Consider the following 11893-nt stretch of genomic DNA (forward strand, 5'->3'; position numbering starts at 1 on the left):
AAAGGATCAGAAAACCAGGCGGCCCCGGAATGGGGCCGCCTGGTTCACTGTGGCGGAAATAACGTGGTCAGTGCCGGTTCCAGAGAAGCAGGGCCGCCAGCAGCGGCACTCCCAGAAGCACCGCTGCCAATATTATGGCGAAGATCCGGGCCCTTTTGCGGAACCCCTCCGGCGAGTAATCCATATCTCCCTTTTTCAGGCGGTGCAGCCAGAACGTGTTCAGGCCCCAGATCACCAGGCCGATCACCGGTACGATCACAAAAACCGAAAACCATCCGTCTCCGTTGGAACCATCATACAGCGGGCTCATTCTCCAGATTCCTCCTTCCGCCAATCGCCGACTCTCCTCTTTACCGGATGAAGTTCATCATGGGACGGGGCGTGCTCTCCGGCACAGGGACCCTGCTCTCCGCCAGCACCTTCACCATCCAGGCCATATCCCGGCCCAGGCGGGCGGCCACCTCCATGCCCTCCTCGTCTTTCAGGGCCTCGCCAGGGTCTGCGCCATGTACGGCGCCCCAGTAGTCAGAGGTGACGATCACCATCTCCATGGCGTCCATGGTGCCCAGTAGCTGTTGGTACGTCTCCATGCCGCCGCTGCGGCGCAGGGTGCACAGGGCGCCCCCCACCTTGTGGTGGAGCTGATTCACCCCGCAGCCCGCCGCCAGCATCAGCCGGTCCAGCACGCACTTCATATTGCCGGAAATACCACCGTGATACACCGGAGCTGCCAGCAGGATGCCGTCCGCCTCGATGCAGGCGGCGATGATGTCGTTGACCATATCGTCGGTCTGGACACACCGGAGGCTGCCGGTGTTCAGGCAGTGGTAGCAGGCCATGCAGGGATGGACCTTCGCCCCGGGCTGGAACACCTGGAACTCCACCCCGGCGGCCTCCACCTCCCGCCGGACCACCTCCAGCACCTGGGCGGTGTTGCCGTTCTTTCTGGGACTGCCGTTGATGGCCACGATCTTCATAAACTTCCCCTCCATAATTTGGTTTCCCCTTGTTGTCCCTCCATTATAGCAGAGGGCTGGACGGCGGGCAAGAGCTCCTTTTCCCCCATAAAAAGAGACGCCCTGACGGGCGTCTCTTTGGGACTCTGGGGAAGATCACCAGCGGTCGTTGTCGATGTCCCGGCTGAAGATGGTGCCGGTGACGGCGTCGATCTCAAATTCGTACTCGGTCCAGCCGTTGCGGATCTCGACTTCATACTGCGCCCGGCCGTCATCCCAGTCAAACTGGCACTTCACCACCGTGGAGCCGCTGGGCGTCTCCGCCAGGGCGATCTGCTGGGCCCGCTCTGCGGTGATATAGTCACCGCTGGAAGAGTTGCTGCCGTTCCCGGAGGGGCGGCTGGTGCCGTTGTTCCAGATCTGGAAATTCTCCAGCTCCCGATCGGAGCTGAGGATGGCGCCGGTGACGGCGTCGATGTCGTAGTCATATTCGGTGGTGCCGCTGTAAAACTCCACCTCATACTTCATCCGGCCGTCATCCCAGTCCAGGTTGGCCCGCAGGAACACGGCGTTGGCCTCTTTGACACCGGCGTCATTCAGGGCGATCTGCTTGGCCCGGTCGGCACTGATATAATTGCCGGAGGCGGAAGAGGCGCCCTGCTGGCTGGCGGTCCGGTCCGCGGTGGTCAGCTGGACCGTGCGGGTGGCCGAGTTGAAGGACACGTCCATACCCATGGCCTCGCTGATGGCCCGGACGGGGACATAGGTGGTGCCGTTGTAGAGGAACACGGGGACCTGCTTTCCGGCGGCATCCCGCGGGGTGAATCTGGCGCCGTTGAGGGTGATGCCGATGCCGTCCTCCACCTGGATGCTGCGCTTGGAGGTGGCGGTGGCCGTGACGCACAGTGCTGCGATCAGGACCGTCAGGACCAAACCGGAGCCGAAGCCCTTCCAGAAACCGTTCTGCTTCATTGTTCATTCTCCTTTTCATGTTCTGCATTCGGCGGGTCTCTCCCGCCCCTTCTGCACCATTAACGGCGCCAGAAGAGGTTTTATTGCACTGTGCGGAAAATTTTTTATTTTTTTCGCGCCGCTGGCCCTTCCCCACAAAACAGACTTTCTATTCCCGGAAAAATGCGCTATAATAGGGGCCGATATTCCAAACTGTTCTGATATGGAGGTCCGTTATGATGAATGCTTCCCCTGCCCCGCAGGAGATCTTTTTGCTGAAACTGGGCGAGGTGGTCCTGAAGGGACAGAATCGCCAGTCCTTTGAGGACAAGCTGCTGGCCAACGTCCGCCGCCGGGTGAAAAACTGCGGCAGCTTCCAGTGCTCCCTCCGGCAGAGCACCATCTACGTGGAGCCCCAGGGAGAGGACTGCGATATGGAGGCCGCCTGGGACGCCTGCCGCCAGGTGTTCGGCATTGCCGCCGTGGCCCGGGCCGTGCCCTGTGAAAAGACAGTGGACGCCATTGTGGAGGCCGCCCGGACCTATCTGGCGGACGCCTTTGCCGTTGCGAAGAGCTTCAAGGTGGAGAGCAAGCGGGCAGACAAGATGTTTCCCATGAACTCCATCCAGCTGAGCCAAGCTGTGGGCGGCGATCTGGCGGAGCTGTTCCCCCATGTGGCGGTGGATGTCCACACTCCCGATCTGACGGTATTTGTGGAGATCCGGGAGAAGTACGCCTACGTTCATACTCCCTCTGTTCCCGGCGCGGGCGGCCTGCCCATCGGCATGGGCGGCCGGGCGGTGAGCCTGCTCTCCGGCGGCATCGACTCCCCGGTGTCCTCCTGGATGATGGCCCGCCGGGGCGTGGAGCTGGAGATGGTCCACTTTGTCTCCCCGCCCTACACCTCCCAGCAGGCCCAGGACAAGGTACTGGAGCTGGCCCGGCTGCTGACTGCCTGGACCGGGCGGCTGCTGGTCCACATCGTCCCCTTCACGGAGATCCAGGAGGAGATCCGGCGGAACTGCCCGGAGGAGTACTTCACCCTCATCATGCGCCGGTTCATGATGCGCATCGCCGAGGCCATCGCCAGGAAGGCCAACGCCGGCGCCCTGGTCACCGGCGAGTCCCTGGGCCAAGTGGCCAGCCAGACCATGCTGGCCCTGGGGGTCACCGAGGATGTGACCTCCCTGCCGGTGCTGCGGCCCCTGATCGGCATGGACAAGGTGGAGATCATCCGCATGTCCCGGGAGATCGGGGTGTTCGACACCTCCATCCTCCCCTATGAGGACTGCTGCACGGTGTTCACGCCCCGCCACCCCGCCACCCGGCCCCGGCTGGAAGATGTGCGGCAGGCGGAGGCCGCCCTGGACGTGGAGTCCCTGGTGCAGAAGGCCCTGGCGGACGAGACCTGGGTGCGGGTGAAGTCCACGGATCCGACCCGGATCTGACCCGATCTGTTCCCGGCCCCGCCGCCTGTCGCCGGCGGGGCCGCTGTTTCAAAAAGGAGGTCTTTCCATGTCACACACCGCGGAGATCATCGCCGTCGGCACAGAGATCCTGCTGGGTAACATCGCCAACACCGACGCCCAGATGCTCTCTCAGAGCCTGTCCACCCTGGGCGTCAACGTCTTCTGGCACACGGTAGTGGGGGACAACCCTCAGCGCCTGCGGGAGGCTCTGGACATTGCCCGGCACCGGGCCGACATCATTCTCACCACAGGCGGCCTGGGTCCTACCTACGACGATCTGACCAAGCAGACCATCTGTGCGGCCTTCGGCCAGAAGCTGGTGCTGCACGAAGATATTCTGGAGGACATCCGGGCCTTTTATCAGTCCGCCCTCCATGTGCCCATGCCGGAAAACAACACCCAGCAGGCGGAGCTGCCGGAGGGCTGCACCGTGTTCGACAATCCGGTGGGCACCGCCCCCGGCTGCGCCTTTGAAGCGGACGGCGTCCATGTGCTGATGCTGCCGGGGCCGCCCCACGAGTGCGAGACCATGCTCCGCCGGTGCGTGGAGCCGTACCTCCGCGCCCTCTCCAAAGAGGTCATCGTCTCCCACGATATCATGACCTTCGGCATGGGCGAGAGCTCTGTGGACCAGCTGCTCCATGACCGGATGGTCCGCATGGTGAACCCCACCCTGGCCACTTATGCCAAGCCCTGCGAGGTGCGGCTGCGGGCCACCGCCAAGGCCGCCGGCGCAGAGGAGGCGGAGGCCATGCTGGCCCCGGTGGTGGCAGAGGTCCGCGCGGCTTTGGGAGACTATGTGTACGGCGTGGATGTGAAGGGCCTGGAAGCGGTGTGCTTCCAGCTGCTGAAGGAGCGGAATCTCACCCTGTCCACTGCGGAGAGCTGCACCGGCGGCCGGGTGGCGGAGCGGATCACTGCCCTGCCCGGCGTCTCCAGCGTGTACCGGGGCGGCGTGGTCAGCTACTGGACCTCTGTCAAGGCGGCGGTGCTGGGCGTGCCCCAGGAAACGCTGGACCAGTACGGCGCCGTGTCGGAGGAGACAGCCCGGGCCATGGCGGAGGGCGCCCGGCAGATCACCGGGGCAGACATCGCCGTGTCCGTCACCGGCGTGGCGGGCCCGGACCGGGATGAGCGGGACAACCCGGTGGGGCTGGTGTACATTGGCCTGGCCACGCCGGAGGGCACCTTCTGCCGGCGGACGGACTCCGGCCGCCGCCGGCGGGACCGCATCCAGGAGCTGGCCGCCAACCACGCTCTGGACGTGGTCCGGCGGTATCTCACCGGCCTGCCCATCGGATAAGCGCGCACCCAAGGGGGCCTGTGGGGCATATACTGGCCTAGCCCTTCAGAGAGGAGGCTTCTGTATATGCATTATTCTCAGGGGGATTTCTGTTATCCCCCGTGTTGTATCATTCCCACTGTTACGGTGGGCAGCACTGTCACGACACCCCCCGGCACCCGGGCCCGGGTAACCGCCTCGCCCACGCCCTGCGGTGTGGAGCTGGACTTTGCCATTCCAAGGGGTAATCCGGGCCCGGCTGGACCCCGGGGGCCAATCGGCTGCCAGGGACCGGAAGGGCCTCAGGGGCCGGAAGGACCCCAGGGACCGGAAGGACCTCAGGGGCCGGAAGGACCTCAGGGGCCGGAAGGACCCCAGGGGCCGGAAGGACCCCAGGGGCCGGAAGGACCTCAGGGGCCGGAAGGACCCCAGGGACCGGAAGGACCTCAGGGGCCGGAAGGACCCCAGGGGCCGGAGGGACCTCAGGGGCCGCAAGGGCCTCAGGGACCGGAAGGGCCTCAGGGGCCGGAAGGACCCCAGGGGCCGCAAGGGCCTCAGGGGCCGGAAGGACCTCAGGGCCCACAAGGATTCCAGGGCCCACAAGGACTCCAGGGTCCCCAAGGACCTCAGGGTCCGTCGGGTATTCCGGCCTATGCGTCTTTTGTCACCTACCAGCAGGAGTTTTTCAACGGCAGCTCAATCTCTTTGAGTGCGGCAGCAACGGATGTGACCGGCCACATTGTGCAGGAATCTACCACTCAGCTCCTCCTGCAACCGGGAGTATATCTCATCGCCTACCACTTTGCCGCCAACCTTCTGACCGCCGGATATCTTCAAATCACACCGGGCTACGGAGGACGCGGTCATCTGGAGTACGGCGTCTACAATCGGACCGGTATCGACAATACCAGTGTATCCGGCTCTGCCTCTTTCATCATCTCCGTGGAGGAGGCTACCCGTTTTTCCCTGAACAGCAACAGCAGCGTTACCGTTCGGGACGGCGAAGCCACTCTGGTGATTCTGGCTCTGCAGCCCAGCAGAGAGGCCTGAGCTGCGCAAGACCGGGAGACCGCCTGCAGGCGGCCTCCCGGCCCTTTTCTGCCGGAGTCCAGAGGGCGGTCTCAGCCGCCCAGTGCCACGTCCAGCACCATCATCACCAGGAACCCCATCACAAAACCGCAGGTCCCCGCCCGGCTGTGGGCCTGGGGAATCAACTCCTCCACCACCACGTACAGCATCGCTCCGGCAGCAAAACTCAGCAACCAGGGCATCAGCGGGTCCACGCCGGCCGCGGCCAGTGCCGCCAGCACGCCGAACACCGGCTCCACGGCGCCGGAGAGCATTCCCCCCACAAAGGCCCTGGGACGGGACCAGCCGCCCTGCCGCAGGGGCAGAGCCACGGCGGCTCCCTCCGGAAAATTCTGGATGCCGATGCCCATGGCCAGGGCCGCCGCCCCGGCAAAGCCCTCCCCTCCGGACACCAGGGCAAAGGCCAGCCCCACCGCCATCCCCTCCGGGACGTTATGTAGGGTGATGGCTGTCATCAGCAGAGTGGTCTGCCGCCAAGAGGCATCCTGCCAGGTCCGGTCCCGCCGCAGATGGGGCAGCAAGGCATCCAGAGCGGACAGGAAGACCACGCCCAACAGCATTCCGCCCGCGGCGGGCAGCCAGTCCGGCAGCGCCCCCTCTGCGGCCCGGTCGATGGCCGGCAGCAGCAGGCTCCACACGGAGGCCGCCGTCATGACTCCAGCAGCAAAGCCCAGCAGGGTCTTTTGAAAGTGGGGCCGGGGTTCCCCGGCGAAAAAAAACACCATGGCCGCGCCCAGAGCGGTCATCAAAAATGTGAAGCCCGTACCCAGGGCCGCCCAGCCAAGAGACTGCAGCATAGCACCAACGCCTTTTCTCTGATTCAGGCGGAACACCGCCCGTATGCCAGTATAAGCGGCAGGACTTCCCGGCGTGACAGGGCTTGCATCCGGGGACGATGTGTGATATGGTATAGGCAGCAGGAAAAGCTCATATAAGTTCGCTGTCATGGCGCGAACGTCTCTACGGAGCCGCCGAAGGCTCTTCTATGAGTGTCTGTTGGAAGGGGCCATCCCCTGCCGGCAGGCGCTTCTTTTCTGTCTGAAAAATCCGGAACGGAAACAAAAGGAGATTTGCCATGTCACTGACGATCATCAAGGGAACTATTCTGTCCGCTCCCACCCTGGGACAGCTGGATGCCCTGCCGGGCGGATATCTGGTGGCCGAGGACGGCCTCATCCGGGGTGTGTACGGGTCTTTGCCCGAGCAGTACGCCGGTGCCCCGGTGGAGGACTGGGGAGACGCGCTGATCCTCCAGTCCTTTGCGGATCTGCACCTCCATGCGCCCCAGTACCCCATGCTGGGGATGGGCATGGACCTGCCCCTGCTGGACTGGCTGAACGCATACGCCTTTCCCACAGAGGCCCGGTTCGCGGACACAGGCTACGCCCGGGAGATTTACAGCCGCCTGGCCCGGGAGCTTATTGCAAACGGCACCACGCGGGTGTGCATGTTCTCCTCTCTCCACACGGACGCCACGCTGATCCTGATGGAGGAACTGGAGAAGGCCGGCGTCACCGGCTACGTGGGCAAGGTGAACATGGACCGGAACGCTGCCCCCGGCCTGTTGGAGGAGACCACAGAGGAGTCCAGGCGTGAGACGCTCCGCTGGCTGGATGCCTGTCAGGACTTCCGCCTGGTGAAGCCCATGCTGACGCCCCGGTTCACCCCCTCCTGTACTAATGAGCTGATGGCGTTTCTGGGCAAACTGGCGGCGGAGCGGGATCTCCCCGTCCAGTCCCACCTGTCGGAGAACCAGGCAGAGATGGCCTGGGTGCGCCAGCTCCACCCGGGCTGCCAGCAGTACTGGGAGACCTATGCCAAATACGGCCTGTGGACCAGCCGCGCCGTCATGGCCCACTGCGTCTGGTCCGATGCGCGGGAGCGGCAGGCCATGCGGGACGCCGGCGTGACAGCGGTCCATTGCGCCGACTCCAACCAGAACATCTGCTCCGGCGTGGCGCCGGTGCGGGCCATGCTGAATGAGGGCGTGAAGGTGGCCCTGGGCAGCGACATTGCCGGTGGGGACCACCTGCACATGTTCGATGTGGTGGCCGCCTCCATCCGGGCCTCCAAGGCCCGGCGGGTGCTGGACAACTGGGAGACGGATTTCCTCACGGTGCCGGAGGGCTGGTACCTGGCCACCTCCGCCGGTGCGGCATACTTCGCCGAGCAGCCGGGCTTTGCCCCAGGCAATCATCTCCACGCCCTGGTCCTGGCGGACGATGATCTTCCCCAGCCCCATCCCATGACGCCCCAGGAGCGGCTGGAGCGGGCGGTGTATCTGCGTCAGGGCGGCGCCATCCGGGCGGTCTGGAGCGAGGGACGGAAGGTATTCTCCGCAGAGGGTTGATCAAAGAGCGGGATGCTGTGTGTCCCGCTCTTTTTTGTTCCCGTCAGGGAGGCCTCCCTGGGGAGTGGTATGGGCCGGCACACCCCTAAAAGCAAACGTGCGGCGCACCCTGAAACGGATGCGCCGCATCTATTTTGTATTGCTCACGCCCCGGCAAACTGCGCCGGGTCCCGCAGGGCGTCCGCCGTTTCCCGGGGCACTTCAGCGGTAAACGTCAGCAGACCGCCCAGTCCTTCCACGCCTACAAAGCTCCCAACGCCCTCCAGGGTATCGGACAGGACCTCCGTGGTGACGGCGTTGCTGCCCTGCCGCACCTGGGTCCGGAAGACCTCCAGGTATTCCCGCTCCGCATCCGGGTCCTCCCCAGCGTGGAGGGTAGTCTCCTGCCAGTAGACATAAGTGTAGAGAGGGTCTCCCTCCGCATTCCCGTGGTCGGCGTTCTCGCCGCCGGCCTTGTTGATGAGGGCGTCGATCTCTGCCACGGCCCCGCTGTCTGTGACGGTGTACAGCTCTTTACCGGCGGCGTCCAGAATCTGGTAGTAGTGGTCCTTCACTGCCTCCTCAGCGGTGTCGGCCGCAGCTTGTTCCCCGCCGCAGGCGGTCAGCAGCAGAGTCAGGGAAAGGATACAGGGGATTATATGTCTTTTCATGGCTGCCTCCTGTGTTTTTCAGTGGGTGGGGTTCGTTGAGGGCTCTCCCCGCTGCCGTTCCCCCGGCGGTCACGGGGCATCTGGGCTGCGGGTCGATGAGGGTATCGGCCCCTGCGGATGGGTTGGATCTCCTTCTGCCCTCGTTCGCCCACCGGGATGTCAGTCAGGTATCCATTTCGCAGAAATACAGCGTGTCGCTGTCCGCGTCATACACGGCCAAGGTGACATTCAGCGAAGCCCGCTCCAGAAGGTTTTGTCCATCCCCGGCGTCACTGTGGCGGTCAATCAGGCGGTAGAAGCCATTGGCGATCCCCGGCAGCAGGGGATCTCCGCTGTCATCGGTGAGATAAGGGCCCGCGCTGAAAACTTCGCCGCCGTCCTCTCGGGTGACGCCATAGGCCAGTGCCTGGGCCGTCTCGTCCAGGGGAAGCGGTGTCCAGGCGGCGTTCGCCGCAATGGCGTCGGCTACCTGGCTGTCAGGAAACTGCAGGGCAACGCAGGAAATGCCGTCGCCGTGGAAGCCGCCGTGGGTGTCAGAAGAGGAGATCTCCTCTCCGGCGGACACATCGATGTGCAGCGCTCGGGAGATCTCCTCTGCCGGGTCCTCACTGCCGCAGGCGGTCAGGGTAAACAGCATCAAGGAAATCATGCCACATGCAAAAAGGAATTTCCTCATAGATAACGAACCCCTTATAAGATTCAAAACAGCTGCACCACGCCGTAGGTCAGCGTGGTGACGATGGCCCCGGCAATCACCACGCCCAGGAAGATGGCGGGCAGCGCGTGGCGCATCCGGATGTCCAGCAGGGCCGCCACCAGAGCCCCCGTCCAGGCCCCAGTCCCCGGCAGGGGGATGGCTACCAGAATGATGAGTCCCGGCAGGCGGTACTTCCGCACCATCCGGCCCTTCAGGTGAGCCCGGCGCTCCAGCCAGTCGATCCTGGGGCCGAAAAGGCGGGTGCCCCGGAGCCAGTCGAAGATCCGGCGGATCAGCAGCAGGATAAAAGGCACCGGCACCATATTGCCCAGGATGGACACCAGGCAGGCCGCGGCCGGGGAGAGTCCCGCCGCCACTCCCACAGGAATGGCGCCCCGGAGCTCCAGCACCGGCACCATAGCGGTGCCGAAGGTCAGCAGGATCGCTTGCATCAGGTTTTCCTCTACGGGCATGGCGGCCTCCCTTAAGATTTCCGGGGCCGTGGGATCACTCCCACGGCCCGCCGGAAGCGTATGGTCCAGTTTACTCCAGATTCAAGCGCTTTTTCAAGGTAATTGTGGTTACAATATAGAAAATCGCACCGTAGAGCACTGTCAGCAGGAGCAAAGCCACCATCGTGAAGTGGACCGCCGCCACGCCGGTGAGCTGGAAATCCAGCGTCAGCAGGAACTGGTGCAACGGCCCCTCGTCCAGCAGGACCAGAACGATGGCCCCCGCCATCTGCACCACAAACTGGAACACAAAGAAGAACGCCACGGACAGGGCCATCTTATGGTTGGCAAAGCTGTGGCCCGCCGCCAGAGCGGCATAGAACTGCAGGGAGAAACTCATGCAGGCTGCCAGCATCAGCGCCAGAAGCTCCAGCGCGAAAACGGTGCCGTTGACGGCGTAGTAGGCGGTCATCTGCTGGAACAGCTTGGGGAAAACACTCGCCAAATCCGTCAAGAAGCTCACGTTGAAGGCCGCCACAAAAACAGACAGGAACACCACCACGCCGGTGGCGATGAACCACACGGCGGAGACGATCAGCTTGCTCCACACATGCTGGTGAACCGAGGCGGGCAGAGTGAACATGATGTAGCCCTCGTCCCCCAGCAGATTTTTGTAGAACCGCTGGAGCATCAGAATGAACGCCACAATGAACACGGCGGTAATGGCCACCACATAGGCCATGACCACCAAAGCGGCCAGCATATTCAGCACAAAGTTGCCTGAGTCCATCAGCCTGGCGGAGAAATTGAAGCCCAGGGCCACCGCCAGCAGAACCAGGTACAAAGGCCCCATGATGCGGGCCGTGGCACGGAATTCGTGCTTCAAGAGTTTCGTCAGCATTTGAACACCTCCCGGAACAGGGCGTCCACGCTCATGCCCTTCTCCTCCCGGATCTCATCCACAGAGGACTGGAGCACCACCTGGCCCTGATTGATGAAAATGACCTCGTCCAGAACCTTTTCCACATCGGCGATCAGGTGGGTGGAGATAATCACTGCCGCCTCGGGATTGTAATTGCCGATGATGGTGGAGAGGATGTAGTCCCGGGTGGCGGGGTCCACGCCGCCGATGGGCTCATCCAGCAGATACAGCTTTGCCGCCCGGCTCATCACCATGATGAGCTGCACCTTCTCCCGGGTTCCCTTAGACATCTGCTTGATCCGCTGGGTCAGGCGGATGTTCAGATGGGTGAGCATCTCCTCCGCCGCCTTCCGATTGAAGTCCCGGTAGAAGTCGCCATAGAAATCCAGCAGCTGCTTCACGGACATCCAAGTGGGGATGCAGGTCCGCTCCGGCAGGTAGCTGACGCTGGCGTGGCTCTCCTTTCCAGGGGCCATATCGCATACCAGCACCTCTCCCTCGCTGGGGGTCAGCAGGCCGTTGGCCAGCTTGATGAGGGTGGTCTTGCCGCTGCCGTTGGGGCCCAGCAATCCCACGATCCGGCCCGGTTCCACCGCCAGGCTCACATGGTTCAGCGCCGGCGCGTTGCCGTAGTGCTTGCTCAGATCTTTACATTCCAGAACTGCCATTGTCTTCTCCTCCCTTGGTCTCCTCCTGCCGCAGCAGCGTCAGGATCTCCTCCCGGCCATAGCCCAGGTGGGTCATGGCCTCCAGGAACGCCTGAATGTGGCGCTCCGCCAAACTTCTCTTTGCAGATGCAATCATGGCCTGATCCTCCGTCACAAATCTACCCGTGGTTCGCTGGCTGTATACCAGTCCGTCCCGCTCCAGCTCCGTCAGGGCCCGCTGCATGGTGTTGGGATTCACCCCGGCCTCCGTAGCCAGGTCCCGCACGGAAGGCAGCCGCTCCCCCGGCGGGAACGCGCCGGAGACAATGCCCACCTTGATCTGCGCGATCAGCTGGGAATAGATCGGCGCGTCATTGGAAAACTGCCACTTCACAGAAGCACCTCCCATTTGTGTTGTTGTACTAAGC

At 63.5% G+C, this 11893-nt stretch carries 14 protein-coding genes and 1 riboswitch; of the genes, 4 read left to right on the top strand and 10 right to left on the bottom strand.

The features are described from left to right. Positions 1-67: 67 nt before the first annotated feature. From DN611_RS15870 to DN611_RS15880, 3 genes are all read right to left on the bottom strand, one after another. Positions 68-310: a hypothetical protein gene (locus DN611_RS15870; RefSeq protein WP_021750816.1), complete on the bottom strand. Its 243-nt coding sequence runs from the start codon at positions 308-310 to the stop codon at positions 68-70. A gap of 40 nt (positions 311-350) precedes the next feature. Further along, positions 351-992, bottom strand: coding sequence for a flavodoxin family protein (locus tag DN611_RS15875; protein ID WP_021750817.1), 642 nt, complete (start codon positions 990-992; stop codon positions 351-353). A 120-nt stretch (positions 993-1112) separates the two neighbouring features. Next, the gene (locus tag DN611_RS15880; RefSeq protein ID WP_021750818.1) at positions 1113-1928 is read right to left on the bottom strand and encodes a PepSY domain-containing protein; all 816 of its coding nucleotides are present in this window, start codon (positions 1926-1928) and stop codon (positions 1113-1115) included. A 215-nt stretch (positions 1929-2143) separates the two neighbouring features. Between DN611_RS15880 and thiI the strand changes: the two genes are divergently transcribed. The 3 genes from thiI to DN611_RS17200 all read left to right on the top strand — a co-directional run bounded on the left by thiI (position 2144) and on the right by DN611_RS17200 (position 5708). Next, positions 2144-3355, top strand: a complete 1212-nt coding sequence (gene thiI, locus DN611_RS15885) for a tRNA uracil 4-sulfurtransferase ThiI (RefSeq protein WP_302213078.1) — start codon at positions 2144-2146, stop codon at positions 3353-3355. Between the two features lie 67 nt (positions 3356-3422). Continuing rightward, positions 3423-4679: a competence/damage-inducible protein A gene (locus DN611_RS15890; protein WP_119311825.1), complete on the top strand. Its 1257-nt coding sequence runs from the start codon at positions 3423-3425 to the stop codon at positions 4677-4679. A 684-nt stretch (positions 4680-5363) separates the two neighbouring features. Further along, entirely contained in the window at positions 5364-5708 is a 345-nt protein-coding gene (locus tag DN611_RS17200; protein WP_025545020.1) for a hypothetical protein, read from the top strand. Between the two features lie 71 nt (positions 5709-5779). Here DN611_RS17200 and DN611_RS15900 read toward each other — a convergent pair whose 3' ends face one another. After that, a complete protein-coding gene (locus DN611_RS15900; protein WP_021747590.1) occupies positions 5780-6544 on the bottom strand; it encodes a ZIP family metal transporter in 765 nt (254 codons plus the stop codon). Positions 6545-6654: 110 nt separating this feature from the next. Then, positions 6655-6753: riboswitch (purine riboswitch) on the top strand. A 69-nt stretch (positions 6754-6822) separates the two neighbouring features. Here DN611_RS15900 and DN611_RS15905 point away from each other — a divergent pair. Then, complete coding sequence (locus DN611_RS15905; protein WP_119311826.1) at positions 6823-8097, top strand: amidohydrolase family protein; 1275 nt, start codon at positions 6823-6825, stop codon at positions 8095-8097. A gap of 143 nt (positions 8098-8240) precedes the next feature. Here the strand turns inward: DN611_RS15905 and DN611_RS15910 are convergent, their stop codons facing one another. From DN611_RS15910 to DN611_RS15935, 6 genes are all read right to left on the bottom strand, one after another. Further along, on the bottom strand, positions 8241-8747 hold the full coding sequence (locus tag DN611_RS15910; RefSeq protein ID WP_119311827.1) for a hypothetical protein: 507 nt from the start codon (positions 8745-8747) through the stop codon (positions 8241-8243). A 163-nt stretch (positions 8748-8910) separates the two neighbouring features. Next, positions 8911-9387 (bottom strand): hypothetical protein, encoded by a 477-nt coding sequence (locus DN611_RS15915; protein ID WP_160117457.1) that lies wholly within the window; start codon positions 9385-9387, stop codon positions 8911-8913. A 59-nt stretch (positions 9388-9446) separates the two neighbouring features. Continuing rightward, complete coding sequence (locus tag DN611_RS15920) at positions 9447-9917, bottom strand: COG2426 family protein (RefSeq protein WP_021747586.1); 471 nt, start codon at positions 9915-9917, stop codon at positions 9447-9449. A 70-nt stretch (positions 9918-9987) separates the two neighbouring features. Further along, positions 9988-10797, bottom strand: coding sequence for a hypothetical protein (locus DN611_RS15925; RefSeq protein WP_119311829.1), 810 nt, complete (start codon positions 10795-10797; stop codon positions 9988-9990). Further along, positions 10791-11486 (bottom strand): ABC transporter ATP-binding protein, encoded by a 696-nt coding sequence (locus DN611_RS15930; RefSeq protein ID WP_021747584.1) that lies wholly within the window; start codon positions 11484-11486, stop codon positions 10791-10793. Before DN611_RS15930 ends, DN611_RS15925 begins: the two co-directional genes overlap by 7 nt. Further along, positions 11467-11859, bottom strand: coding sequence for a GntR family transcriptional regulator (locus tag DN611_RS15935; RefSeq protein ID WP_025545026.1), 393 nt, complete (start codon positions 11857-11859; stop codon positions 11467-11469). The genes DN611_RS15930 and DN611_RS15935 overlap by 20 nt, the downstream gene beginning before the upstream one ends. Positions 11860-11893: the final 34 nt, after the last annotated feature.

This window comes from Oscillibacter sp. PEA192 (genome assembly GCF_003574015.1).
Taxonomy (GTDB): domain Bacteria; phylum Bacillota; class Clostridia; order Oscillospirales; family Oscillospiraceae; genus Oscillibacter; species Oscillibacter welbionis.